At 64.7% G+C, this 26,594-nt stretch carries 21 protein-coding genes and 1 pseudogene; 15 read left to right on the top strand and 7 right to left on the bottom strand.

The genetic code is table 11. The annotated features are described in order from the left end of the window. Positions 1-5: 5 nt before the first annotated feature. A complete protein-coding gene (locus tag ACSKB9_RS30310) occupies positions 6-479 on the top strand; it encodes a YbaK/EbsC family protein (RefSeq protein WP_050384246.1) in 474 nt (157 codons plus the stop codon). Here ACSKB9_RS30310 and ACSKB9_RS30305 read toward each other — a convergent pair. The 4 genes from ACSKB9_RS30305 to ACSKB9_RS30290 form a co-directional block, all read right to left on the bottom strand. Next, positions 476-856 carry a hypothetical protein gene (locus ACSKB9_RS30305; RefSeq protein WP_438077695.1) on the bottom strand — a complete coding sequence of 127 codons (381 nt, stop codon included), beginning with the start codon at positions 854-856 and terminating at the stop codon, positions 476-478. The genes ACSKB9_RS30310 and ACSKB9_RS30305 overlap by 4 nt on opposite strands. 141 nt (positions 857-997) lie before the next feature. Next, on the bottom strand, positions 998-1,987 hold the full coding sequence (locus ACSKB9_RS30300) for a tripartite tricarboxylate transporter substrate binding protein (protein WP_438077693.1): 990 nt from the start codon (positions 1,985-1,987) through the stop codon (positions 998-1,000). Between the two features lie 397 nt (positions 1,988-2,384). Then, positions 2,385-4,820: a hypothetical protein gene (locus ACSKB9_RS30295; protein WP_438077691.1), complete on the bottom strand. Its 2,436-nt coding sequence runs from the start codon at positions 4,818-4,820 to the stop codon at positions 2,385-2,387. A gap of 172 nt (positions 4,821-4,992) precedes the next feature. Continuing rightward, on the bottom strand, positions 4,993-5,907 hold the full coding sequence (locus tag ACSKB9_RS30290) for a LysR family transcriptional regulator (RefSeq protein WP_016846155.1): 915 nt from the start codon (positions 5,905-5,907) through the stop codon (positions 4,993-4,995). Between the two features lie 116 nt (positions 5,908-6,023). On the opposite strand from ACSKB9_RS30290, the gene ACSKB9_RS30285 reads away from it, so the two are divergent. From ACSKB9_RS30285 to ACSKB9_RS30255, 7 genes are all read left to right on the top strand, one after another. Further along, positions 6,024-6,776: an SDR family NAD(P)-dependent oxidoreductase gene (locus ACSKB9_RS30285; protein WP_069278265.1), complete on the top strand. Its 753-nt coding sequence runs from the start codon at positions 6,024-6,026 to the stop codon at positions 6,774-6,776. A 75-nt stretch (positions 6,777-6,851) separates the two neighbouring features. Next, positions 6,852-7,550: a pirin family protein gene (locus ACSKB9_RS30280; protein WP_438077688.1), complete on the top strand. Its 699-nt coding sequence runs from the start codon at positions 6,852-6,854 to the stop codon at positions 7,548-7,550. Between the two features lie 150 nt (positions 7,551-7,700). Further along, positions 7,701-8,300 (top strand): NAD(P)H:quinone oxidoreductase, encoded by a 600-nt coding sequence (wrbA, locus tag ACSKB9_RS30275; RefSeq protein ID WP_076827573.1) that lies wholly within the window; start codon positions 7,701-7,703, stop codon positions 8,298-8,300. 238 nt (positions 8,301-8,538) lie between these two features. Next, positions 8,539-10,155: a B12-binding domain-containing radical SAM protein gene (locus tag ACSKB9_RS30270; protein ID WP_168856517.1), complete on the top strand. Its 1,617-nt coding sequence runs from the start codon at positions 8,539-8,541 to the stop codon at positions 10,153-10,155. Between the two features lie 132 nt (positions 10,156-10,287). Beyond that, positions 10,288-11,235, top strand: a complete 948-nt coding sequence (locus tag ACSKB9_RS30265; protein ID WP_438077686.1) for a DUF5996 family protein — start codon at positions 10,288-10,290, stop codon at positions 11,233-11,235. 232 nt (positions 11,236-11,467) lie between these two features. Beyond that, positions 11,468-12,574: a glycoside hydrolase family 5 protein gene (locus ACSKB9_RS30260; RefSeq protein ID WP_438077684.1), complete on the top strand. Its 1,107-nt coding sequence runs from the start codon at positions 11,468-11,470 to the stop codon at positions 12,572-12,574. 123 nt (positions 12,575-12,697) lie between these two features. Then, positions 12,698-14,185 carry a hypothetical protein gene (locus ACSKB9_RS30255; RefSeq protein WP_438077682.1) on the top strand — a complete coding sequence of 496 codons (1,488 nt, stop codon included), beginning with the start codon at positions 12,698-12,700 and terminating at the stop codon, positions 14,183-14,185. Positions 14,186-14,233: 48 nt separating this feature from the next. Here the strand turns inward: ACSKB9_RS30255 and ACSKB9_RS30250 are convergent. Continuing rightward, positions 14,234-14,834: pseudogene (locus ACSKB9_RS30250) on the bottom strand (3-keto-disaccharide hydrolase). Positions 14,835-15,086: 252 nt separating this feature from the next. Between ACSKB9_RS30250 and ACSKB9_RS30245 the strand changes: the two are divergent. The 3 genes from ACSKB9_RS30245 to ACSKB9_RS30235 all read left to right on the top strand — a co-directional run bounded on the left by ACSKB9_RS30245 (position 15,087) and on the right by ACSKB9_RS30235 (position 16,234). Next, the gene (locus ACSKB9_RS30245) at positions 15,087-15,524 is read left to right on the top strand and encodes a cupin domain-containing protein (protein ID WP_438077680.1); all 438 of its coding nucleotides are present in this window, start codon (positions 15,087-15,089) and stop codon (positions 15,522-15,524) included. Between the two features lie 72 nt (positions 15,525-15,596). After that, positions 15,597-15,836 (top strand): DUF2171 domain-containing protein, encoded by a 240-nt coding sequence (locus ACSKB9_RS30240; protein WP_057015458.1) that lies wholly within the window; start codon positions 15,597-15,599, stop codon positions 15,834-15,836. Positions 15,837-15,892: 56 nt separating this feature from the next. Then, positions 15,893-16,234 (top strand): hypothetical protein, encoded by a 342-nt coding sequence (locus ACSKB9_RS30235; RefSeq protein ID WP_438077678.1) that lies wholly within the window; start codon positions 15,893-15,895, stop codon positions 16,232-16,234. Here the strand turns inward: ACSKB9_RS30235 and ACSKB9_RS30230 are convergent. Then, entirely contained in the window at positions 16,208-20,323 is a 4,116-nt protein-coding gene (locus ACSKB9_RS30230; RefSeq protein ID WP_438077676.1) for a bifunctional diguanylate cyclase/phosphodiesterase, read from the bottom strand. The two genes, ACSKB9_RS30235 and ACSKB9_RS30230, sit on opposite strands and share 27 nt — an antisense overlap. A gap of 403 nt (positions 20,324-20,726) precedes the next feature. On the opposite strand from ACSKB9_RS30230, the gene ACSKB9_RS30225 reads away from it, so the two are divergent. From ACSKB9_RS30225 to ACSKB9_RS30210, 4 genes are all read left to right on the top strand, one after another. Continuing rightward, positions 20,727-21,779, top strand: a complete 1,053-nt coding sequence (locus ACSKB9_RS30225) for an Ldh family oxidoreductase (RefSeq protein ID WP_438077674.1) — start codon at positions 20,727-20,729, stop codon at positions 21,777-21,779. Between the two features lie 24 nt (positions 21,780-21,803). Next, on the top strand, positions 21,804-23,168 hold the full coding sequence (locus ACSKB9_RS30220) for an LLM class flavin-dependent oxidoreductase (RefSeq protein WP_438077672.1): 1,365 nt from the start codon (positions 21,804-21,806) through the stop codon (positions 23,166-23,168). A 12-nt stretch (positions 23,169-23,180) separates the two neighbouring features. Continuing rightward, entirely contained in the window at positions 23,181-23,966 is a 786-nt protein-coding gene (locus ACSKB9_RS30215) for a fumarylacetoacetate hydrolase family protein (protein WP_438077670.1), read from the top strand. 483 nt (positions 23,967-24,449) lie between these two features. Beyond that, entirely contained in the window at positions 24,450-25,505 is a 1,056-nt protein-coding gene (locus ACSKB9_RS30210; protein ID WP_438077668.1) for a serine hydrolase domain-containing protein, read from the top strand. Between the two features lie 54 nt (positions 25,506-25,559). On the opposite strand, the gene ACSKB9_RS30205 is transcribed toward ACSKB9_RS30210, so the two are convergent. Then, positions 25,560-26,480 carry a LysR family transcriptional regulator gene (locus tag ACSKB9_RS30205; protein ID WP_076827592.1) on the bottom strand — a complete coding sequence of 307 codons (921 nt, stop codon included), beginning with the start codon at positions 26,478-26,480 and terminating at the stop codon, positions 25,560-25,562. Positions 26,481-26,594 lie beyond the last annotated feature (114 nt).

The raw sequence follows: 26,594 nt of genomic DNA, 5'->3' as shown, positions 1-26,594 counted from the left end.
ACAACATGAGCCTCGAGTCTGTCCGCGCCTTCTTCGCCGAGAAGGCGCCCGAAATCTCCGTGATCGAATCCACCACGAGCTCCGCGACCGTCGTGCTGGCGGCGGAGGCCTATGGCGTCGAGCCGGCGCGGATCGCCAAGACGCTGAGCCTGCGGGTCGGCGACCGCGTGGTGCTGATCGTCGCCGCCGGGACGTCGCGGATGGACAACAAGAAGGTGAAGGCGGCGTTCGGCGGCAAGCCGAAGATGCTCGGCCTCGACGAGGTCGCCGACATCACAGGCCACGAGGTCGGCGGCGTCTGCCCGTTCGGGCTGAAGACGCCGCTGCCGGTCTATTGCGACGTATCGCTGAAGGCGTTCGATGTCGTGGTGCCGGCGGCAGGCTCGACCCACAGCGCGGTCCGCATCACGCCCGACAGGATGGCGGAGCTGACCGCCGCCGAATGGGTCGACGTCTGCGAAGTCAGACCCGGGGATTAGTCCTCATCGTCGAACGGCGGCCGCGATGGCGCCGGCTGCATCGGCTGTGGTGCGCGCGGCCGCTGCTGCATCTGCGGCTGCTGCGGCGCACGGCCCTGCGCTTGCGGCGGTTGGGCTCGCCCCTGTGTCTGCGACTGTTGTGCGTTTGATTCGAACACGGCGCGACAACTGTTGGAAAGTTGCGGCGTGTTCTGCCGCAGGCAAGCCACGATGCGCTGCACGTCGGGCACCTGGTCGCTGCAGAGCCGCCACACGTCCGGTGTGCACGCCATCTGCTGTTCCCAGGTTCCCCGATACTCCTCGGCGACCGCGGCCGTTGCCGTGGCAGCTCCGCCGATCGCTATGGCAAGGCTCAGGACGATCCGCTGCGATCGCATGTCGGGCTCCCGTTGTTCCAGATGCTTGCCCGCGCGCGCATATTCCCGCGCCGCGATTTGCTCCAAAGCTGCCCAATGAATGCGGCCAAGGATCGTTCGCGCGGACAACTAAAAGTGAAGAGAGTTTGTCCCGGGAGTTCCCTATTCGACCTTGCCGATCTTCTTCACCGCCGCGATCAACCGCGCGCTGTCGTCTGCAACAAATTTTGAGAACGCCGGCGCGTCCATATAGGCGACCGGACTGCCCGCAGTCTCGAAAGTCTTGATCACCTCCGGCGCCTTCACGGCATCGACCATCGCCGCGCGCAACCGCTCCATGATCGGCGCCGGCAGCGCTGACTGCGCGAACAGTCCCGCCCAGATGTAGAACTCGACGTCCTTATAGCCGAGTTCCTTGAAGGTCGGCAGATCGGGGAAGCTCGCGATCCGCTCGGCGCCCCAATTGGCGAGCACGCGCATTTTGCCGTCCTCAACCTGCTGCTTGAGCGTGCCCGGCGCCGACGCCAATGCCTGCACGGTGCCGGAAAGCAGCGCGGTGAGCGCCGGGCCTGCGCCGCGGAACGGCACGTGCAGCAGCTTTATTCCTGCGCTCGCCGCGAACATCTCCATTGCGACATGCAGCGTGCCGTACGGACCGGATGAACCGTAGGGGATCTGTCCCGGGCGTTTCTTCGCGTCGTCGACGAATTCCTGCAGTGTCTGCCACGGTGCCGAGGCCGGCACCGCCAGCAGCGTCGGGTCGGCGAGCACGCGCGCGATCGGCGCGAACTGCGACACCTCATAGGCCACCGGGCGATCGAACAGCCGGTCGGCCTCCGGCAGCACCGCGAGCGAGGACAGCGTCATCAGCAGCGTATAGCCATCGGGCTCGGCGCGCGCGGCCTGCGCATTGCCGATCGATCCGCCCGCTCCGCCGGCGCGATTGTCGACGATCACGGGCTTGCCGAGGATACGCTCCAGCGCGAGCGCCACCGGCCGCGCCGCAAGGTCGGCCTGGCCGCCGGCCGGAAACGGCACGATCATCGTGATATTGCGGTTGGGATAGGCGGCTTGCGCAAACGCTGGCCTGGCGAGCGCAGCCTGCGCAAGCGGCAATGCGGCAGCGGCGCGCAGGAGTTCGCGGCGGTTCATCGAGAGTTTCTCCCCAATCATCTTTTTTGGCGATCGCAACCGATCGCGATGCCGCAGTCAGAGCCGCGGCTTGGTCGCATCGTGCAGGACCGGAGCGCTGATCTCAAGCGTCCCGCGCGTCGCATCTGACGCCGACTGACCGATGGGGAAGATCGAGCCTGGTCGGCCGAGTGCATGTTGAGATTCGATCGAATAACGACGGCGCTGTGCTCCCTCTCCCCGTTCTTACGGGGAGAGGGTTGGGGTGAGGGGCTGCCTCCGCGTAAACGGCGACAGTTGGACTTGTGGAGGCTCCCCCTCACCCGGAACGCATCTGACGATGCGTTCCGACCTCTCCCCGCACGCGGGGCGAGGTAAAGCTGAGTCCGCTGCGCGATGCGATGCAAGTCATCTTGCTCTAGCGCTTGCGCGCCGCCTTGCGGGTCTTTCCGACCGACCGCTTGCTGGCCGCGCCGCGCTTGGTCGCGGTCTTCTTGCTGGCGGCCGCGCGTCGGACCGGAGCAGCTGCGGCCGGCCGCTTGCGCGCCACCGCCTTCTTCGGCGCCTTCCTGGTCGTTTCCCTCGCAGCTTTCCTGGCGGCCTTCTTCGCTGCTTGCGGACGCGCGCGTCGCGCGGTTGTCGCGCCGCGGCGCCGCGTGCTGCTGCCTCCGATCGGAACGAGGTGGTCGTCGGCATCCAGCGTGAGCTGCTGGAGCGGAAACGCCGGCAGGAAGCTCGGGTCGTTGTAGAGCTTGCTCAAACTGTCCTGGTGGAACTTGCTGCCCTGCCCGCGGTCCTCGCCCGCGCCGGCGCGCCAGGCCGCTTCCCAGACCCGGGCCAGGGTCTTGGCGCCGTCCTGCATGCAGGCTGCGGTGGCGTCCTTCAGCTTCGACCACAGCGCCTCGACCTGTCCGCTGCCCATATGCGAATTGAACAGGTTGACGATGGTCATCGGCGGCAACCGCTTCACGGTCCGCTGCATCAGCGCGACCACGGCGACCGCAGCATCCCGACCGGTCGGGGTGCCGCCCGGAACGATCTCCGCGACGTCGCTGGTCCTGGCGTCAGGGATCATCTTGATGAGGTCCTTGCCGTGCCGGCCGATCATCGTGGTCTCGTACACGCTGTGCACCTTGGCATGCGCCTTGTCGCTCGGATCGAGGCCATGGTGGAATTGCGAGATGTGCAGCGGCTGGCAGGCATCGCCGATGTAATGTGCGACGATGCCCGCGGCGCACACGAACTCCAGCTTCTTGTTGGCGGCGGCGTACTCGACCATCTCGTCGAAAATCTGCCAGACCCGGAACGGCAATGCGCCGCGCCGGTCCTCGCCGATCCCTTCGTAATAGTCGTTCCAGACCTTCGGATCGACGTTACGCGTCGACTCCGCACAAAGATCGAGCAGCGTCTTGCCGTCCTTGCCCGGCTTGTCCATGTCGGCGAAATGGTTGCTTTCGTCGGTGTGCCGGGTGAAGCGCCAGACCAGGTCGGCGACGTCGGCCAGCGGCGAGAATGTCCCTCGCTGATGCGGCTTGAGGTCGGCAAGCAGCTTGTCGTCGAGGCCGATATTGTCGGAATTGGCGTCCATCATGGTGGCGAGCTTGGGCAACTTCGCATCGATCAGACCGGTCGCGTAGGCGCCGATCTTGACGTGGCCCCATTCGCCCCAATACTCGGTGTGACCGGCGTTCCAGTCGCCGATCAACTCGACATCGAGCTCACGGCACAGCGTCGACATGCAGATCCCGAGCGCGACCTGCATCGGGACCTTGCCGCTCGATCCGAACAATTCCTGGCCGCCCCATTCGAGCGCCAGGGGACTGAGGATCCGCGCGCCGCTGGCGTTCTTCTTGGCGTCCGGATCGTCGACAAACCAGACCGTGCCGGAGTCGCCCGGATAATTGTTGAGCGGCGTGTCGCCGTCGCGCGGGCCGATCACGAAATCGCTGACATATTCCACGCCGCCGACGGTCTTGTAGCGATAGAACAGGCCGAGGATCTTGCCCTTCATCAATCCGCTGGTCGCACCGAACGCGATCAGCGGCTGGTTGATGATGTCGAGACGGAAGGTGCCGACATTGAGGTCGACGACGTCGCCGACCTGGCCGACGCCGTAAACCTGTGCGGTCCAGCCCTTAACGTCATCGACGCGGATCAGGCCGGCATCGAGATTGGCCACCACGCGCGAGCCGGGCCAGCCGGGATAGACCTCGCTGAAGGCGCGCTTGCCGAGTTGCAGCGCATCGCTGATGCCGAGGCGGCGGTCGGTGTTCTTGAAGCCGGCGAAGATCTCGCGGCCGGCGGCGCCGACCACGTGACGGTTGGAGAGCGCAAACACCGTCTCGCCATTGGTGACGAGACAGCCGATCGAGCCGCGGTGGATCTTGCCCTGGATCATGGTCTGCACCGGAAAGCCGCCGCCGACCAGATCGCTCTTGAACACCGGCGGATCGACGGTGCCGGGACTGCCCTCGTTCGGATCGACCTTGACGACGCAGGTGGGCACGACGCGACCATCCGGCAGATAGAGGAACGGAGGCACCAGCTGGTCCTGCTTCTCGGGATGGTTCTTCAGCTCGGAGCGCTTCATCCAGTCGCGGACGAAGACGAGGATGCAGGGCCACGACCAGTCCTTGACCGACGAATTGAAAAGCGTGCGCGGTCCGAGTGCCTGCGGCTTGGAGTGCGCCTTTCTTTCCGTCGCGTTGCGGTCGTTGTCCCGGATCAGATAGCGGCCGATCGCCGTGGCGTAGACCGATTGCAGATGTGCCAGATGCACGTGATAGGCCTCGCGGGCATCGAGCAGATCGTTCACCGACAATGACGTGAAGTCATGCTTGGTCAGATCAATCATCTGGTTCCTCCGAAAATGCGCTTTGCGGCAACACCGGTGCAGGACGCAGAAATAGACGATCGCGGCAGCCCTCGATCGTGGGTTAGTTCACATAAGCAATACAATTTAAAAGGGATGACACGAATGTGACGGGGCGGGCCGGATGTCCCTCCACCGCTCCGCGTGCGGATTTCTATTTCCGCTGCGCGCGCCCTTTGGCGAAATGCTTCGCCAGGAAATCCGCCAGCACCTCGACGCGCGCGGGCCGCGGGCCGCCGGGCGGGGTGACGAGATGCACGGCGCCCTCGGGCTGCTTCCAGCCTTTCAGGATCACCTCGACCTCGCCCCGCGCGATCGCGTCGCCGACGATGAAGTCGGGCAGATCGGCGATGCCGAGACCGGCGAGCAGCGCGGGCATCACAGCCTCGCCATTATTGACCCGGAGCTGGCCGGCGGGACGCACGCTCGCCTGCTCGCCCGACGCGTTGGTGTAGTGCCAGACGCCCTGAGTCGAGAGATAGGCGTAGCCGAAGCATTTGTGCTCGGCGAGATGCATCGGATGGGTCGGCCGGCCGTGGCGCTTCAGATAGGACGGCGCGGCCACCGTGTAGCGCGGCATGCCGCACAGCCGCCGCGCGATCAGCGAGGAATCCGGCAACCGCGCGATGCGCAGGCCAGCATCAAAGCCCTCGCCGATCAGGTCGACCGTGGCATCGCTCAAGTGCAGGTCGATCGAAACCTCCGGATAGGCCTCCATGAATTCCGGCAGCAGCGGCGCCACCGTCTTGATGCCGAAGCTCATCGGCACCGCGAGCCGCACCAGGCCGCGCGGCGTGGTCGATTGCGCCAGCGCCTCATTCTCGGCCGCCTCGCCGTCGGCGAGCAGCCGCGCGGCGCGCTCCGACAATTTCTGGCCGGCATCAGTCAGCGCCAGCCGCCGCGAGGTGCGGTTGAACAGCCGGGCGCCGAGCCGCTCCTCCAGCCGGCTGACCGCCTTGGACACCGTCGCCTTGGACAGCGAGAGCTCGGTCGCGGCCGCCGCAAACGACCGTAATTCCACGACTTTTGCGAAGATCGCGAGCGCCTCGAAGTCCGGCAGTTTCGACATGGACCGCTTTCCTGATTGCTCAATATTGGAAACAATGAGTTTCAATAGTTTCTATTTCTATACCACAGCCGGAGGCATATCCAAGTGCCATCAAATTCAACCGATGGAGAAATCCAATGACCAAGAAGCTCTCAGGCAAGGTTGCCCTCGTCACCGGCGGTTCGCGCGGCATCGGCGCGGCCAGCGCTCGTGCACTCGCCGCGGAAGGTGCGAGCGTCGCGATCAGCTACGTCGCCTCTCCCGAGAAGGCCGAGGCCGTGGTCGCCGAATTGAAGGGCAAGGGCGTCAACGCTCGCGCCTACAAGGCTGACCAGGCCTCGTCATCCGATGTCGATCAGCTGGTGAAGACCGTCGCCAAGGATTTTGGCCGGCTCGACATCCTGGTCAACAACGCCGGTGTCGCATCGGGCGGCGCGGTCGACGACCCCAAGGCCGACACCGCGACGCTCGCCCGCCAGGAGGCGATCAACATCGACGGCGTGATCACCGCGATCCGCGCCGCCTCCAAGCTGATGGGCGAAGGTGGTCGCATCGTCACCGTCGGCTCCATGCTGGCGGATCGCGCCTCGTTCCCGGGCCTTGCCGACTACGTCGCCACCAAGGCGGCCGTCGTCGGCTACACCAAGGGCGCGGCGCGCGACCTCGGACCGCGCGGCATCACAGTGAACGTGGTGCAGCCCGGCTCGATCGACACCGACATGAACCCGAAGGACGGTGGCGAGTTTGCCGAGACGCAACGCCTGCAGCATGCGCTGCAACGCTTCGGCCGCCCGGAGGAGGTCGCAGCGGGCGTCGTGTTCCTGGCAAGCCCGGAAGCCTCGTTCGTGACCGGCACCGTGCTCAACGTCGACGGCGGCTTCGGCGCCTGATCGCAAAATTTTCTGGAGACGCCGAGCGCGGTGCGCCCGGCCTGCTCCTCAACATCGACATCAAGGGGAATGACCATGATCGAACTCAGACCATTCGCAAAGCTTGGCGGCGCCGACCACGGCTGGCTGAAGGCCAAGCACCACTTCTCGTTCGCGAGCTACTACGATCCCGATAATGTCAGCCACGGCGCGCTGCGCGTCTGGAACGACGATGAGATCGCGCCCAACTCCGGCTTCCCGGCACATCCGCACGCCAACATGGAGATCATCACCTATGTTCGCGAGGGCGCAATCACACACCAGGATTCGCTCGGCAATAAGGGACGCACGGAAGCCGGCGACGTGCAGGTGATGAGCGCCGGCAGCGGCATCCGTCACTCCGAGTACAATCTGGAGCCGGCGAAGACCAAGATCTTCCAGATCTGGATCGAGCCGACGACGAAGGGCGGCCACCCAACCTGGGGCTCGAAGCCGTTCCCGAAGGCGGACCGTTCGGGCAAGCTCGTCACCATCGCCTCGGGTATCGACGGCGACGATGACGCGCTGCCGATCCGCGCCGATGCGCGGGTGCTCGCCACCACGCTGAAGGCCGGCGAGAGTGCGGAATACGCCGCCAACAAGGCCCGTCACCTCTATCTGGTGCCGGCGGCCGGCAGCATCGAGGTCAACGGCGTGCGCGTCAATGCCCGCGACGGCGCCGCGATCCGCGACGAGGCCAAGCTGAAGATCACCGCGCTCGAGGATGCTGAGCTCGTGCTCGTCGACGCGGCGTAAGTACCACATCCACACTTCGGCATGCCCGGGTTTGACCCGGGCATCCATCGGGCTTCGCAAGAGTTCTTCGTTTGATGGATTGCCGGGTCAAGCCCGGCAATGACGGGGTTCCTTAACTTCACCCTACTGCCAAACCACAAGGAGGCCATCATGGCCAAGGTTCTCGTTCTCTATTACTCCGCCTACGGTCACATCGAAGCGATGGCGAATGCCGTCGCGGAAGGCGCGCGCGAAGCCGGCGCCACCGTCGACATCAAGCGCGTCCCCGAGCTGGTGCCGGCCGAAGTCGCCAAGGCCTCGTACTACAAGCTCGACCAGGCCGCGCCGATCGCCAAGATCGACGATCTCGCCAACTACGATGCGATCATCGTCGGCACCGGCACCCGGTTCGGCCGCATGGCCTCGCAGATGGCCAACTTCCTCGACCAGGCCGGCGGCCTCTGGGCCAAGGGCGCGCTGCACGGCAAGGTCGGCGGCGCCTTCACCTCGAGCGCGACCCAGCATGGCGGCCAGGAGACCACGCTGTTCTCGATCATCACCAACCTCCTGCATTTCGGCATGACGGTGGTCGGCCTGAACTATGGCTTTGCCGGACAGATGAAGCTCGACGAGGTCACCGGCGGCGCGCCCTACGGCGCAACCACGATCACCGGCGGCGACGGCAGCCGCCAGCCGAGCGAGAACGAACTCGCCGGCGCCCGCTATCAGGGCCGCGCGATCGCGGAAACCGCGAGAAAACTTCACGGCTGATGCGATGGGGGCGGCATTCTCGTTCGCGATTGCCGCCCCTGCCTAAGTCGCGACGTCGTTCCCGGACAACGGCGCAAGAGCGATCGCTGCTGGAACGCCAACAGACGCCAAGAAAGGCCGATAATCGACGTAATAGGCGTCCATGCCCAAGATTGCCTGACAATTGGCCGCGAATTGAGCCCTTGAGCGGCGACAAGCCGCGTGTCATCGTGCCCGTCAATATCCAGGCCGGAGCAACATGACGGTTCCCTGTCGCGTCCTAATGATCTATCCGAAGTTCGTTCAGGACTCCTTCTGGAACTATACGGAAGCTTGTGAACTCGTCGATGCGAAGTATCCGGCGGCGCCGCTCGGACTGATCACCGTCGCCGCCATGCTGCCGAAGCATTGGGATATTCGCCTCATCAACCGTAACACCGAGCCCTTGACGGACGCCGATCTCGACTCGGCCGATCTTGTCATGATCGGCGGCATGCTCAACCAGCAGCCTGATTTTCTCCACCTGATCGATCTCGCACACCGGCACGGCAAGCCGGTATGTGTCGGCGGACCTGACGTCTCCTCCAGCCCGCATCTTTACGCCGACGCGGACTTCCAGGTGATCGGTGAGGCAGAGCAAATCATTCAGCAATTTGTCGCCGCCTGGGAAAGTGGAGAGCGCAAGGGCGTGTTCATCGCCGAGAAATTCAAGATCGACGTCACGCTAAGCCCGATGCCCCGCTATGACCTGATCAAGTTCGAGCACTATCTCTTCATTGGCGTGCAATATTCGCGTGGCTGCCCGTTCACCTGCGAGTTCTGCGATATTATCGAGCTGTATGGTCGTGTGCCGCGCACCAAGACCCCCGATCAAATTCTCGCTGAGTTGCAAGCGCTCTACGATCACGGTTATCGCGGTCATGTCGATTTCGTCGACGATAACTTCATCGGGAACAAGAAAAACCTCCGCATCCTGCTGCCGCAGCTCAAAGCCTGGCTGGAGGAGCGAGATTATCCGTTCGAGTTTTCGACGGAAGCCTCGATCAATATCGCTGACGACAGCGAGCTGTTGCAGGCGATGAAGGACGCGAACTTCTTCGGGATTTTCGTCGGCATTGAGAGCCCGGATCCGGAGACCCTCGTGCAGATGAAGAAGAAGCAGAACACCCGGCGCGACATCGCCGAATGCATTCACAAGATCTATGGCTACGGCATGTTCGTCACCGCGGGTTTCATCGTCGGGTTCGATACCGAGAAAGCCTCGATGGGGCACGCGATGATCGACTTCATCGAGGAGGCGAGCATTCCAGTCTGCATGGTTGGACTGCTCTATGCACTGCCGGGCACACAGCTGACGCGGCGGCTGGCGAAGGAAGGCCGCCTGCACGAAGGCCACGATCTCATGAAAGTCGAGCAGGCGGGCGACCAATGCACGCTCGGCTGCAATTTCGACACCATACGTCCGCTGCGTGACATCCTTGAGGACTACAAGGCCGTGATCGGGCACGTGTTCGACCCGACGGCCTATGCAGGACGGCTGTCGCGGCTCGCCGCCATGCTCGACCGGTCCGACCGGCGTCGCGACCTGCCGGATGGCGACATACGCAAGAGGCTTGGCGGCATCGAGGGCGTGCACACGATCATGCGTGCCCTGCCGGAGGTCCGCGAACCGTTCTGGAAGACCTTCGTCGAGGTCGCCAAGTCCAATCCGGGCGCGCTTCGCTACATCGTGATGTTGATGGCGCTGTATTTGCATTTCGGGCCATTCTCGAAACACGTGATCCGTGAGATTGATCGCCGGATTGCCGCCCTCGACGATATGCCGCCGGTGAGGGCCACGGAGCTTGGGCCGCGAACTAACCTACGTGCGGTTTGACGGCAAAGCGCGTTCGTGCGCTTCGCCGACCAGAGCACGTCGCGCGGAACGAGAGGATCGGTTCCCCCGAGGTCATCGCGACCAATTCGTAATAGCCGAAACACTGTACGTCGCGCAGCCCAGAGGTTTGTCATGACCAACACACAGAAGACCCGCTGGCCGGAACTGCCGACCGCGGCGTGGCGCGACAGCTGTGCCACGCTCCAGCTCTTCACCCAGATCGCCGGCAAGATCCGGCTGGCGAAGTCGCCCTGGCTCAATCACTCCTGGCACGTCACGCTCTATGTCACGGCGCGCGGGCTGACGACCTCGCCGATCCCCGACGGCGATCGCACGTTCCAGATCGACTTCGATTTCATCGATCACGTGCTCCGCATCTCGACCAGCGACGGCACCGAACAGCAATTCGCGCTGGCCGGTCAATCGGTCGCAAGCTTCTACGCGGCGGTCATGAGCAATCTGAAGGACCTCGGCATCGACGTCGCCATTGACGAGATACCGAACGAAGTCGCCGATCCGATCCGCTTTTCGCAGGATACGCAGCATGCGTCGTACGACGCGGATGCCGTGCGCCGGTTTCACCAGATCCTCGTGAACTGCGATCGCGTGTTCAAGCAATTCCGGACCGGCTTCCTCGGCAAGGCGAGCCCGGTGCATTTCTTCTGGGGCAGCTTCGATCTCGCGGTGACGCGGTTTTCCGGCAGAACCGCGCCGCGGCATCCCGGCGGCGTGCCCCATTTGCCCGACGAGGTGGCACACGAGGCCTATTCGCACGAGGTCAGCAGCGCCGGCTTCTGGCCGGGCGGCGGCGCGATCGATTATCCCGCGTTCTATTCCTACGCCTATCCGGAACCCGCGGGCTATCGCAGCACGCCGGTGCGAACCGATGCTGCGTTCTTCAGCGAGGCGCTTGGCGAATTCATCCTGCCCTACGACGCCGTGCGGACGGCTGCCGACCCCGACAAGGCGCTGCTCGAATTCCTGCAATCGAGCTATGAGGCGGCGGCCATCAACGCGAACTGGGACCGTGCTGCGCTGGAATGCGCACCGGGCCAGCCGGGCGTGGTCCGAGAGATCTAGCGGCGCGCCGCACCGGCGGCTCAATCCTCTTCGCGACGGGTCGCCTTGGACAGTCGACGAAGGCGCATAGGTTAAATTTCGTGTTACGTCTTTACCGCATCGTTTGCTTGGCCGAGCTATCTTTCGGACGACGCCCCGCGACCCCGGCCGGCTCGAACACAACAGGCAGTATATTCGTGAGCGCCCCGCAACCCGTCACGATCCCGCGACAACCACCGCACGCTGATCGGTCATGACGCGGCCATCGATCCTTGCCCTCGCGGTCAGCGCGTCCATTCTGCTGTCGGTCGCCGCGCGGGCTTGCCCCGCCTTGATCGAAGGCGTCCCGGCCGACCGGCTCAAGGCGCTGTCACGCGGCGTCAATGCCGACGGCTGGGTGGCCGATCCGCGGTCGGCGCCACCCCGCGCCCTGCTGCTCGAGCTGCGCAAGGCCGGCATGACCCACATCCGGCTGCCGGTGCCCGCCGACTTCGTCATGCCGCGCTTCGCCGCGAAAGCGGAGATCGACAGCCGCCTGCGCACCGTCGATGCGGCGCTCAAGACCCTGCTCGCGCTCGGCTATGCGGTGTCGATCGACCTGCATTCCGGCGAGCGCTTCAACGCGCTGCACAAGGACGATCCCAGCAGTGCGATGATCGAAATAAAGCGCGCCTGGACCGAGCTCGCACGGGTCATGCAGCGCTATCCGTCCGACCGTGTGTTTGCGGAACTGTTGAACGAGCCGGATGTCGAGGCCGCGCAATGGCAGGGCGAAGTCGGGGCGCTGGCCGGCTTCATTCGCGGCCTGCTGCCGCAGACCACGCTGGTCACCGGGCCGGTCAACTGGCAGCGCGCGGATTCGCTGCCGGATTTCACTGCGCTCGACGATCCGAATGTCGTCTATGCCATCCACTTCTACGATCCGATGGTGTTCACCCATCAGGCCCATTGGGATCCGGGTGAACCGCTGCACGACGTCATCGGATTGCCCTATCCGGTCCGCGCCGACGATCCCGGGGTTCAGCAGCTGCGGGATCAGCTCACCGCGCTGGACAAGCGCAAGGCGCTCGCGATGGTGGACCGCGCCATTCCCGACCGCGGCATCGACAAATGGCTCGAACCGGCGGCCGCCTGGCAACGGCAATATTCGCGGCCGATCATCATCAATGAATTCGGTGTGCTCAAGGCCGGCGCGCCGCGCGATAGCCGGCTGCGCTGGCTCGCCGGCGTGACCGCCTACGCCCGGCAACAATGCTGGGGCTGGACCCATTGGGAGCTGTCGCAAGGCTTCGGCCTCGCCGACCCGGTCACCGGCAAGGTCGACCGCGAGGCGCTGAGGGCCCTGCTCGGGACCCGCTGACCCATCTGGTTAACCGGTTCTTACACAATGCGCGGCTAGATCGACGATGCGGTGTGGCACGCCCACACGTCCGGTCACATTAGGTCAGAGCCTGTGCGAGCAGAGATAGCCCCGCGGCCGCTGTTGGCCGGCGATCTGATTCCTGCACTCGGCATCGCCGTGGCATCGATCGCATTCGCGCCGATCATGCAGGCGGCCAACGCCGGGCTCGCGATCGTCGTCGAAAGTCTGATCGGCTGCGCCATCGTGCTCGCAGTGCCGGCCTACGCGCCGTCGATCGCCATCTTCATCATCTTCTTCCAGAACCTCTTCGTCTCGATCCTGTCGTCCTACATGACGACCGAGCAGGAGATGGATTTCGTCAAGGGCTACAATTTCCTGGTCATCGCGGTGATGTGGCTGGTCACGCTGGCGCTCTACGCGCTGCACGAGCGGAAACATTCCGCCGAGATCGACCGGATCATGAAATGGGGGTCGTTCACCCTCGCAACCGTGACGGCGTATTTCCTGCTCGGCGCCACGCAGGATTCGCACGCGGCCCTCGTCTATCTGCGCAACATTGCGCTGCCGCTGTTTCTGTTTCAGCTATCGCTGCTGACGGCCGCAACCTTCGAGATCCGCATCACGCCGTTCCTGGTGACGGTTGCGGCGCTGCTGATCGTCTGCGGATATGTCGAACTGCTGTTCCGCGATTTCTGGCTCTCCATCACCAACGGCTACACGTTCTGGCATTTCGACGAGCTGAAGGCGACCCGTTCCGGATCCTGGGAAGCCGAGATGCGCGCAACCGGCAGGGTGCCGGTGGATCTGATCGATCGCTTCCGTTTCAGCTTTCTCAACAGCCCGTTGTTCGAAGACCTCGGCCTCTCGTCGTTGCTACGTATCTTCGGACCGAATATGAGCCCGATCAGCTTCGGTTACGGGATCGCCTTCTCCATCCTGTTCCTGTTCGCGGTCGGATATCGCTGGCTGGCGCTGGCTGCGATCCCGCTGCTGATCTGCTGTAGCGTGAAAGGCGCGCTCATCCTGGTCATCTTCGTGGCCCTGGCCTGGACGGCAACCTGGCTGCTCGGCGCCACCATCACCCTTGCCGTCGCGCTGGTCGGGCTCGTGCTGTACGCCATCGCGGCGATCTATATTGGACTCCAGATCGGCGACTTCCACGTGATCGGCTTCATGGGCGGGTGGGACGGCTTTCGGCAGAATCCGATCGGCCGCGGACTTGGCGTCGGCGGCAATCTCTCCGAAGGCTACTTCTCGATCGATTGGAACGCCGCGCAGGCGGCCGGCACGATGGACGGCGCGGTGGAGAGCGCTGTCGGCGTGTTGCTGTACCAGATGGGGATCGGCTCACTGGTGCCGCTTGGCTACTTCCTGGCGATGGCGCTGAAGGCCTGGCGCCTCTACGCCTCGTCGGGAATCCTCATCCAGGGGCTCGCCGCTTTCGGCACGATGGTCGTTCTGGTGAACGGCATCTTCCAGGAAGAGGCGCTGTTTGCGCCGCCGGCACTTGGGCTGTTGCTGTGCCTGACCGAACTCGTGATCGGCCACCATCTGCGCACGCAGAGTGACGATCGGAAGGTCTCTGCGACCGACAGTGCTCCTCAATGAGGAGGGGCCTCGTCGCAGTGCGACCGAGGCCCCGCTCAACCTGCGCCGTCAGAGCGGCTTGATCTGCACCTTGCGGAACTTGACCACGCCCGAACCATACTGGAGCGCGATATAGCCGTTGGCGTGCTTGGAATCGCTGGGCGTCGACGGTCTTCTGGCCGTTCAGCGTCACGACGAAATGCGGCCCCTGCGCCGTGATCTCGTAGACGTTCCATTTGCCGGCCGCCTTCGGCATCGGATCGACCTTGCCGACGTCGACAATCGCGCCGGTGCCGTAGGTCGGGTCCGGCCGCTTGTCGAAGATGTTGACCTCGTAGCAGACCTTGGAGTCGATCACCTTGTTGCCTTCGCAGCGGATGAAGATGCCGCTGTTGGCATCCTCGTCGGTCCAGAACTCCGCCCTGATCTGGAAATCCTTGTATTGGGTCTTGCTGACGAGATAGGAGAGATCCTTGCCGTCGAGCTTGTCGGCGACCAGCGCGCCGTCCTTCATCGCCCAATTGGCCTTGCCGACCTCGTCCCAGTCACCCTTCTTGGAGCTGTCGAGCAGCGTGACCCAGCCGTCGTCCCCCGAGGCGGCGGTGGAAAATTGCAGCGCGGCCGCACCGATCACAAGTCCCGCCGCCAGTATCGACAGATGCTTCTTCAAGGTTATCCTCCCGTCTTTTGGTTGGCGCGCAACCTATCATCGTCTGCGGCGGCGTAAATGCTTTTTCATATTGCAACTGCGTTGTGTCACGGATCGTTGCCGCAATCCTGAGATCAGACATGCACGGCGGCGTCTTGCCGGGCGGAAGCGAGGACGACTAGCATCGCGCGACGTACGGGCGCGGCAGTCGCCCGAGTAATCCGATCTGGGAGCATACCGATGACGGCGTCAAACCGACCTTGGCGATATCTGATGATGCCGTTGGCCCTCGCCGCGACGCTGAGCGTCAGCTCCGCGGCCGAGCTCAATCCGGCCGCCGTCACCTACAAGCTGCCGGATCAGATTCCCTGGAGCCCGGTCGACGCGCGCGGCGCGCAGAATGCGGTCGTGGTCGGCGATCCCTCGAAGCCCGGCTTCTACGTGGTCTACACCAAATGGACCAAGGGCAGTCACTTCAGCCGTCCGCACTTGCATCCCAACGACCGCTACATCGTGGTGCTCAAGGGCACCTGGTGGGTGGGCTCGGGTCCGAAATTCGATCCCGATCACGGCACCGTGGCGATGCCGGCCGGCAGCTTCGTCACCCATTTCGGCAAGCAGGTGCACTGGGACGGCGCCAAGGACGAGGACGCCGTGCTGCTGATCATGGGCGAAGGCCCGGCCACCGCGACCGAGGTCGAGCAGAAGTAGCCGGAACCGGCTAGCAACCTTTGCATCCAGGCGGCGTTTCATCCCCTCATCATCATGACGAGGAAATGACGCATGGCAAACGCCGCTGATATTCGGGAACATATGGATGTGATCTCGTCGGACAAGAAAACGGTCGGCAAGGTCGACCACATGGAAGGCACCGACCAGATCAAGCTGACCAAGCAAAGCTCGCCTGACGGTCAGCACCATCACTTCATTCCGCTGTCCTGGGTCGACCATGTCGACCAGCACGTCCACCTCAACAAATCGGGCTCCGACGTGACGGCGCATTGGCAGCACGGCCGCCAATAGCCGCGTTGCGCGAGGTGGGAGCGATGCTATCATCCCGGCCCAAGGAAGGGCCTTCGATGCATCCCGCCGCCAAGCTGCAATTTGCCCGCATCGTCGACGAGTTCGCGCGCTGGCGCGCCATTCCGGAACCGGAACGGCCGCCCGCGCCGGCCTGGTGGTGGGGTCCGGCATTCGAGATGCGCGATGCCGCCGAACCGCTGCCATCCGCCTGGAGCCGCCAGCTCCGCCTTGCCGACGGCGCGAGCTTTGCGGAGGCTGCCGTTGTGTTGCGCCAGACGTTGGCCGGCCAGGACATCCTGCCGTGGCCCTATGATTTCTCGCGCAAGGTCGCATCAACCGATTCCGACGTTCGCGACCTGCCCGTGCAGCCGTCAGACGACAGCGCGTTTCCGCCCTAGATCCGGCCCGGCCTCGCTGGTCGCCTCGCCATCCAGCGACGGCTGCAACGGCGGCGACGCCTCTGCCTGCGACGGCTTCAACAATTCGGCGAGATCGCGCGGCGGCAGCGGCCGGCTGAACAGGAAGCCCTGCATCTCGTCGCAGGCATGGGCGCGCAGGAACTCCTGCTGCTCGGAGGTCTCGACGCCCTCGGCGACGATGGTCATGCCAAGCGCCTTGCCCATCGAGATGATCGCCTGCGCGATCGCGACGTCCTCGGAATCATTGGGCAGGTCGCGCACGAAAGAGCGGTCGATCTTGATGGTGTCGATCGGAAACTGCTTCATCAGCGACATCGATGAATAGCCGGTGCCGAAATCGTCGATCGCCAGCCGAATGCCGCGATTCTGGATCGCGTCGAGCACGCGCACCGCACGCGTCACGTTGCGCATCACCATGCTCTCGGTGACCTCGAGCTGGAGCAACGCCGGCGACATGCCGCTCTCCTCCAGCGCCGCGTCGATGTCGTCGAGCAAGTTCGGATCGCCGAACTGCCGCGGTGAAAGGTTGACCGCCATCGTCACGGCCCTGAGGCCGCAGCGCTGCCACGCCATGTTCTGCCCGCAGGCTTCCTTCAACACCCAGCGGCCGATCGGCACGATCAGGCCGGTTTCCTCGGCAAGCGGGATGAACTGCCCCGGCGATACCTTGCCAAGCTCGGGATGGGTCCAGCGCAGCAGCGCCTCGACGCCGCTGATCTGCCCGCTCGCCATGTCCACCTTGGGCTGATAGTCGAGCGAGAATTGCTTGCGCTCGAGTGCGCGGCGCAATGCGCTCTCCATCGTCAAGCGCTCGATCGACTGCGCCCTGATCTCGTTGGAGAAGAAGCGGAAGCCATTCTTGCCGTCTTCCTTGGCGAGATACATCGCCATATCGGCATTCTTGGTCAGCGTCTGCACGTCCGAGCCATCGGCCGGATACATCGCGATGCCGATCGAGGCCGTGGTGTGGCACTCATGCCCGCTGAGCTGCAGCGGCTGGCTGAGCGAAACCAGAAGATTGCCGGCGATGCGCTCGACGTCGTCGCGTTCGGCGGTTTCCTCGAGGATGACCACGAACTCGTCGCCGCCGAGCCGCGCCACCACGTCGCTCGCGCGCAACGATCCACGCAGCCGATCGGCGATCGCCACCAGCAGCATGTCGCCTGCGTCGTGGCCGAGCAAGTCGTTGATCACCTTGAAGCGGTCGAGATCGATGAACAGCACCGCGAGCTGCCGGCGATGGCGATCCGCCGCCGAGATCGCGTGATGCAGCATCTCGTTGAACGTCTCGCGGTTGGGCAGATTGGTCAGGCTGTCGTGCGAGGCAAGATATTCGATGCGCTCGTCGGCCTTGTGTTTCTCATCGGCGCGATCGAAGCTCTCGAGCGCGAACGCCAGATTGTCGGCGAGGCGCTGCAGCAACTCGGCGAACTCCGGCGTGAACGTGTCCTTGTCGATCGCGACGAAGATCATGACCCCGACCACCTGCCCGCTGACAACAAGCGGAAACGAGGCGCTGGACTGCGTTCCATCGAGCCGCGCACGCTCATGGAAAGCGGCGGTCTCGGGATCGGCAAAATAGTCGTTGATGATGCACGCCTTGCCGGAGCGGAACGCCCGACCGCAGGCGCCGCGCCCCTCGGGGTGCGCCTCGCTGGTCGAGAGCGTCACCTGGCGCGCGCCCTCCGCCGCTGGCCCCGCAATCGCGACGATCCGCAGATAGTCGCTTCCGGTCTGTGCCAGCGCGATCGTGGTCGAGGTGAACTTGCCGCCGGTCGCCGCCGCCGCGCAGACCAGTCGATACAATTCGGCGCGGGACTTCGCCCGCATGATTGCCTCATTGGTCGCGCTCAGCGCCGCGAACATCCGCGACAGCCGCTCCTTCTGCTCGTCGTCCCGCGCCTTCTCGTCGGCGCGATCGAAATTGGCCAGCGCAAACGACACGTTCTCGGCAAGCCGCTGCAACAGCGCCATCATCTCCGGGCTGAAGGTGCCGAACTCGCTGGAGAGAAACACCAGCGCGCCGATCGCCTCGCCGTTCTTGAGCAGCGGCAGGGCTGCGCCCGATTTGCTGCCGCTGTCGCGCACGGCCGGATAGACGTGCGATTCGGGGCCGAAATCGCTGAGATAGTCGTTGCTGATGCAGGGCCTGCGCGTGCGGATCGCAACGCCGGTCAGCGTCTGTCCCTCCGGACGCGTCGCGTCGGCCGACAGCTGAACCTCTCGGGCCCGCACCCGGTCCGGGCCCGAGGCGGCCACATTGTCCAGGAAGACCTCGCCCGGCCGCACCAGCCTGATCGTGGCCGAGACGAACTGGCCGCCGACCGCCGCGGCATCGCAGACCAGATCGAACAGTTCGCTGCGGGATTTCGCCCGCATGATCGCCTCGTTGGTCGCGCTCAGCGCCGCGAACATCCGCCGCAACCGCTCCTTCTGCTCCTCGGTCCGCGCCTTCTCGTCGGCACGGTCGAAGCTGCCGAGCGCATAGGAGACGTTGTCGGCGAGCCGCTGCAGCAGCTCGGCGAATTCAGCCGAGAAGGTGTTGCGCTTGGCGGAGATGAACAGCATCACGCCGACCGGCTCGTCGTCGACGATCAACGGGAACGCCGCGCCCGATCGCGCATCCTCGCGGTCGATGACGTCGCGGAACGGATTGCTGGCGACGTCGCCCAGAAAATCGTTGTTGATGCAGGCGCGCCGCGAGCGGAACGCCCGGCCGCAGACGCCGCGCCCTTCGGGGCGAGCCTCGCTGCGGGAGACGTTGAGGCGGCGCGCATTTGCCGCGGTAGGCCCCGCGACCGCCATCATCTCCAGGAAATCGTCGCCGGGCTTCGCGATCAGGATGCTGGTGGAGTTGAACCCGCCGCCATGCGCCGCCGCCGCGCAGACCAACTCGAACATCTCGAGCCGCGATCTCGCGCGCATGATCGCCTCGTTGGTCGCGCTCAGCGCCGCGAACATCCGCGACAGCCGCTCGCGCTCGGCGTCGGCCCTGGCCTTTTCGGTGGCACGGCCGAAATTGTCGAGCGCGACCGAGACATTCTCGGCGATCCCCGCGAGCAGCGCGATGATCTCCTCGTCACGCGCCCAGGAATTGCTAGTGAAGAAGATCAGGACGCCGACGCTCTTGCCGAACCGGATGAGCGGCAGCGCGACGCAGGCCATCAGGCCGCTGCCGCCGATCGGCATATGCGACGGGCTCATCGATATCGGGATATCGTGCTCGACGCAGGGCCGCTGGGTCCGGAACGCCTCGCCGCAAATCCCCTTGCCGTAGACGCTGTCCGGATCGGTCGAGAAGCGCGTCTGCGTGATCAGGTCGAGCGCCTCGCCGGTGCCGGCGACAGGCTCGAACCAGTGCGTGTCGGGTTCGGCCAGCAGCACCACCGTCGCGAAGGACTTTCCGCTGAACACCGCGGCATCGCAGACCCGCTGATAGAGATCGTGCTCGGTCTTGGCGCGAAGGATCGCCTCGTTGGTTGCGCTGATCGCACCGAACATGCGGTTGAGCCGGCGCATCGCCCGCTCGCCGCTCTTGCGCGAGGCCTCGTGGTCGAAATTATCGAGCGCAAAAGACACGTTCGCGGCCATGCGCTCCAGCAGCGAAACGGCCTCGTCGCTGAGCGAATTGATCTCGCGCCGCGTCACCATGAAGACGCCGACGCTGCGCCGGTTGCAAACCAGCGGCACCGCGGCGGCCGCCCCGACGCCTGCCGCTGCCGCGCCGCTGCGCCAAGCCGCCGAAACAGCGTCGTTGACATAGTCGTTGCGGACGCAGGCCTTCTGGTCGCGGAACGCGCGGCCGGCCACGCCTTCGCCCTCCGGGGTGTTGGCGATCGCGGAAATGGTGATGCTGCATAGTCGCGCGACATCGTCGCCGTAGCCAGCCGCGAACCTCAAGAGACCGGTATCCGGCTCCAGCAAAAACACGGTCGCGGCCAGGAAGCTGCCGCTCGAGAACGCGGCTTCGCAGACCTTGCCGTACAATTCTTCTGGTGATTTCGCGTACAGGATCGCTTCGTTGGTGGCACTCAACGCCGCGAAGGTACGCCCGATGCTCGACTGCACGATTCCTGAAGGCCCCGGGGCCAACCCCTCCAATCTGGCGGGGAACATTGCCCGCGAGAGGCCTAAGTGGTGGTTAGCGTATCCGGCAAGTTGCACGACAAAGTAAACGGCTGACGAACGCCGGCGGCGGTTTTCCGGGATATTACGGACACCGGTGTGCCAGCCTGAGGCGGAGGGTGGCGAGGCGCGGATGGACGTCCTGCTCGCGCCGCCCGAGCAGCCAAATTCCGCATCGCGACCGCGCCCGTTCCACTCCGTGAAATCGCGGCGGCGAGCACCCTGCTGGCGGTATGGCCGCCCGGATTTTTCTGCCCTTGCTCGCCCCTCGGTGCTTTGAGAGCATGACGTCGACAACAGCAAGCACGACCCGCGCATCACGCGGGCAGACCGCGAGGAAAATCCCATGCCGATCGTCCAGGCCGACCGTCTCACGCGCATCGGCGCGGCACTCCTCAAGGGTGCCGGCGCATCGGAGGAGGAAGCCAGCGCAGTCGCCTCCGGCTGCGTCAACGCCAACCTCGCCGGCCACGACTCCCACGGCGTGATCGCAATCCCGACCTATATCGACCGCATCAAGGCCGGCCACATCGTGCCCGGCGCGAAATGGACCATCGTGCAGGAGACACCGACCACGACTGTGATCGACGGTCATTGGGGCTTCGGCTTCCACGTCAACGCCAAGGCGATGGAGATGACCATCAACAAGGCGAAGACCGCCAATGTCGCGGCCTGCACGGTGTTCCGGCAGAGCCATGTCGGACGCCTCGCGCATTACCCGATGATGGCGATGCGCGAAGGCATGATCGGGATTGCGGCCGCCGATTCCGGCCGCTCGCCGAAACACGTGGCGCCGTTCGGCGGCCGCGAGGCCCGGCTCGGCACCAACCCGCTCTCGATCGCGGTGCCCTCCGACCTCGAGGCGCCATTCTATCTCGATATGGCGACCTCGGCAGTCGCCGCCGGCAAAATCCAGCTCGCGGTAGCGCGCGGCGAGAGTATCCCGAAGGGCTGGATCATCGATGCCGAGGGGCGCGACACCACTGACCCGAAGGACTACCGCAAGGGCGGCGCGCTGCTGCCGCTCGGCGGCAGCGAAGGCTACAAAGGCTCGGGCCTTGCCGCGATGGTCGAGGTGCTGTGCGGCCTGTTGACCGGGCTCGGCTTCGGCGTCGAGCCGACCGGCCGGCACAACGACGGCTGCTTCATGGCGGTGTTCAACGTCGCTGCATTCCGTCCGCTCAAGGACTTCAGGAAGGAAGTCGCCGACTTCGCCCGCTACCTGAAATCGACGCCGCCCTCGGAAGGGAGCCGCGGCGTGTTCTATCCGGGCGAGATCGAATATCTGCGCGAGCAGCAGCGGCGCAAGGACGGCATCGAGATCGAGGATGCGACCTGGGACAAGCTCAAGGCAGTCGCCGCCGATTACAAGCTCACGGATGAGCTGGACCTTCGCTGATAGTTGCGGACACAGGAGAACGGCATGACACGGCAAATGGCGCTGGTTGGCTTTTTGCAGGCGCAGAACTGCACCAACCTGCCGAGCTCCTGGCGCCACCCGGAATCGCGCGACGATTCGATGTCGGCGGACTACTATCAGGAGATCGCGCGTATCCTGGAGCGCGGCAAGTTCCACATGGCGTTCTTCGACGATCGCCTCGCAATGCCCGATCGCTACGGCAACGATCACGCCCACACCGTCGAATACGGCATCCGCTGCGTGAAGATGGACCCGATCGTGGTGCTGACCACGATGGGCATGGTCACCACCAGGCTCGGTCTCGCCTCGACCGCCTCCACCACCTATTTCGAGCCGTTCGACGTCGCCCGCCGCTTCGCCACGCTCGATCTGATGACGGGTGGCCGCGCCGCCTGGAACGTGGTGACGTCGGTCAATGACGGCGAAGCGCTTAACATGGGCCGCGAGCAGCATCTCGAGCACGACCATCGCTATGATCGCGCCGACGAGTTCATGGAGGTGGTGCTCGGCCACTGGGATGCCTGGGAAGACGGTTCGCTGCTGATCGACAAGAAGAGCGGCCGTTTCGCCGATCCGACCAGGGTGAAGCGGCTCGACCACAAGGGCGCGTTCTTCACCTCGCGCGGCCCGTTCACGGTGCCGCGCTCGGCGCAGGGCCATCCCGTCGTGATCCAGGCCGGCGCCTCCGGCCGCGGCCAGCGCTTTGCCGGGCGTTGGGGTGAGGTGATCTTCACCGCGGCGCGCAACCTCGCCAATGCCAAGCAGGGCTATGACGCGATCCGGGGCGAAGCCGCCAAGGCCGGGCGCGATCCCGACCAGATGTTGCTCTGCAATCTGATCACGCCGGTCACCGGCGCGACCAAGGCCGAGGCCGAGGACCGGATGGCGGTGATCCAGAAGCTGCCGCTCGAGATCGACGCGTTGTCGCTGCTCGCCGAAGGCCTCAACTTCGATTTCGGCGCCAAACCGATCGACGAGCCGCTAACCACCGAGGAGTTGCAGGGCATGCAAGGCATGCTCGGCATCCGCGACGGCGTGCTGCGCACCTCCGGCAAGACCAATCCCTCGACCCGCGACTTCATCACCTTCTCCGGCCGCGGCCAGGTGCAGGACGCGATGGTCGGCGGCCCGAAGGAGATCGCCGACCGGCTGGAGGAGATGTTTGTCAATCGCGGCTGCGACGGCTTCGTCGTCGCGGCGAGCTACGTGCCGGGCTCCTATGCCGACTTCGTCAACCACGTGGTGCCCGAACTGCAGAAGCGCGGGCTGTTCCACAAGGATTACGCCGGCACGACGCTGCGCGAGAATCTCGGGCTGAAGCGCCCGGCCGCGGGCGCCTGGAAGACCCGCGCGCAGGCCGCGGAATAGAGGGACATCATCATGCGCTGGCTGAAATTCACCGCCGCAGGCACTACGTCTTGGGGCCTCGTCGAGGGCGACGCCGTCACCACGGTCAATGGCGATCCGTTCGGCGAATGGAGCAAGACGTCGAAGACGCATGCGTTGAAGGACGTCAAGATCGAGCTGCCGCTGATCCCGCGCACCTTCTACTGCGTCGGGCTGAATTATTTGAAACACCTCAAGGAAGCCGCCGACAAGGCCGGCACCGTGCCGAACGTTCCCGATCGTCCCGAGATCGGCTACCGCGCGCAGAACGCGCTGATCGCCCATGATGAGAACGTCGTGATCCCCGCGAGCGCGACCGAGAAGATCCATTACGAGGGCGAGCTCGTCGTCGTGATCGGCAAGAAAGCCAAACATCTGATCGAAGCCAACGCGATGGACTGCGTGTTCGGCTACACCATCGGCAACGACGTCTCCGAACGCAGCTGGCAGAAGGCGGATCGCGGGCTGTGGCGTGCCAAGAACGCCGATACCTTCAAGCCGATGGGCCCGTGGATCGAGACCGATGTCGACCTCGACCGCATGGAGACCGCGATCCGCGTCAACGGCAAGGAAACCGGCCGCTTCCACACCAACGAGATGATCTTCGGCATCGTCCCGTTCCTCGTCGAACTGACCAAATATTTCACGCTGTCGCCCGGCGACGTGATCTGGATGGGCACCGACGGCGCCTCGCCGGACCTGAAGGACGGCGACGTGGTCGAGATTGACATCACCGGCATCGGCACGCTGCGGAACAGGTTCGTGAGGGAGAAGGTGTGAGGCGGCTTGCACCACTTTAGAGCCGTCATCCTGAGGTGCTCGCGAAGCGAGCCTCGAAGGATGCACGGCCGCCGCTCCATCCTTGCGTCGAGAGCCGGGCCGTCGTGCTTCGAGGCTCGCTGCGCTCGCACCTCAGCATGACGGTGATGGACCGGGTCGCTTCTCTCTCCATTTGTCGTCCCGGCTTTCGCCGGGACGACGGCGAGTTTGTGGCGCCGCTGGTGGATCACACACTCGCATTCTCGCGACGGCATTTGCCCGACGGGCCATCGTGACGTGATCACATAGCCGTTCGCATCGTGACAACACAGGGCGAAGCGCAATAAGGTCCGCGCGCACTCATCAGACAAGTCAGCCATGCCACTTTCACGCCGAACGTTGCTTCAGAGCTCCCTGCTATCGGCCGCAGGGATCGTTTGCGGGCCGTCGACCGCCCTTGCCGAGCAGCCCGCGGAGCTTCCGACATCGGAGCAACGCAAGCAGATGGCTGACCTGGCCGCCGACTTCATGAAGGACTACGATGTACCGGGTCTTTCGATCGCGATCGCAATCAAGGGAAAGCCGGCTTATGTCGAGGCGTTCGGGGTTGCGGATCGGGAGACCGGCGAAGCATTGACCCCGCAACACCGCTTCCGGATCGCGAGCATATCGAAGCCTGTGACCTCGACCGGGATCTTCACCCTGATCGAGGCCGGCAAATTGCGGCTCGGCGACTATGTGTTCGGCGCAAGCTCCATTCTCGGCAAGGACTATCCGACGACACCCACGCTGCCAAGCTTGATGCCACCCGGCTCGTCTCGCTCCCATGTCGAGCAGATCACGGTCGAGCATCTCTTGACCCACACCACCGGGACCTGGGGAAACCAGTCTCGCGATCCGATGTTCATGAACCAGAACCTGAAGCATCGCGAACTGATCAGCTGGACGCTGGAGCATATGCCGCTCACCAGTCCGCCAGGCGAAGCCTATGCCTATTCGAACTTCGGCTATTGCATCCTCGGCCGCGTGATCGAAAAGCTGAGCGGCCAGAGCTACGAGCAATACATCAAGGACGCCGTCCTGAAGCGATGCGGCATCACCGACATGCAGATTGCCGGCAATACGCTGGGCGAGCGCGCAAGCAACGAAGTGAAATACTACAGCCAGACCGGCGATCCGTACCGGATGAACGTCGCCCGGATGGATTCGCACGGCGGCTGGATTGCGACGCCGGGCGATTTGACGACGCTGTTCGTCCATATCGACGGCTTCAAGGACACTGAGCAGCTGCTGACCGACGACAGCCTCCGCGTCATGAGCACCCCCAGCGCCATCAACCCCCGCTACGCCAAGGGCCTGTTCGTCACCGCGAACAATAATTGGTGGCACAGCGGCCTGCTGGACGGAACGACGACGATCTCGGTGCGAACCAGCGGCGATTTCTGCTGGTCGGCGTTCACCAATACCAGGTCGCGGGAAGGCATGACCCGCGCCCTCGACCTGCTGGTCTGGCACATGGTCAAGACGGTGCCTGACTGGCATCCTCAGAAGCGCGCCTAGACCCTCCCGTCATTCCGAGATGACGTGAACGAGCAATGCAAATCCGGGCTCTCCTCACCGCGCGGCCCGCGGCCTGCTCTTCACGTGATCGATGAAGGCGCGCAGCTTCGGCATGATCTGGCGATGGCCGGGATAGTAGAGGAACACGCCCGGCGTCGTCGGCGCGAATGGCTCCAGCACGCGGACGAGCTTCTTCTCCTTGACGGCGCCTGATATCAGCGGTGCGGGGACTTGCGCGAGGCCCACGCCTTCGATGGCGGCGCCGACCAGCGTCGGAAAATCATGGCCGATGAAGGATCCCGACACGGCAAGCTCGATCGAACGGCCATTGTCGTTCAGCGACCACGGCGCGAGCCCTCCGTTCGACCGCCGGAGCCGCAGGCACGCGTGCGCGCGCAGATCGTCCGGACGCTTGGGGCGGCCGCGGCGCGCGAGATAGTCCGGGCTGCCGACGATGGCGAACGGGAACGGCTTGGTCAGGCGCACCGCGACCATGTCCGGATTGATGAACTGGCCCATCCGGATGCCCGCATCGAAGCCGCCGGCGGCGAGGTCGACCAATTCCTCGCTGGCGGCGAGCTCGACCTCGATCTCGGGATAGGCCTTGCAGAACGAGGCGATCAACGGCTCGAGCAGGATCGGCACCACCGAGCGCGGCACGGTGAGACGCAACAGCCCGGCGGGCTTCTGCCCGAGCTCCCGCGCCGCCCCGCTCGCCGCGACCAGCTCCTCGAATGCCGGTCTTGCGCGCGCCAGAAACCGTTCGCCGGCGTCGGTCAGTCCGACGCTGCGGGTGGTGCGGATGAACAGCACCGCGCCGAGGCGCGCCTCGAGGGCACGCACCGCCTGGCTGATCGCCGATGGCGTGACGCCGAGCTCGGCCGCCGCGCGGCGAAAACTGCGGTGCTGGGCGACGGCAAGGAATGCCTCGACGCCGTCGAGCGCGCCCTGCCGGACTGTGAAGTTCTGCTTCATGGCCCGTGAACATTATCGCGAATAGTCGCCCGCGGAAAGCTGCCTTACATCGGAGCCACAAGCAGCAGCAACGCGACCTGCGCTGCTCACGCGACATCACGACATCCGTCGTGA

The organism is Bradyrhizobium sp. BR 1433 (assembly GCF_051547665.1).
Classification (GTDB): Bacteria; Pseudomonadota; Alphaproteobacteria; order Rhizobiales; family Xanthobacteraceae; genus Bradyrhizobium; species Bradyrhizobium australafricanum.
Note: the sequence above shows the minus strand (reverse complement) of the source record. Positions and strands in the feature narration are given on the sequence as shown.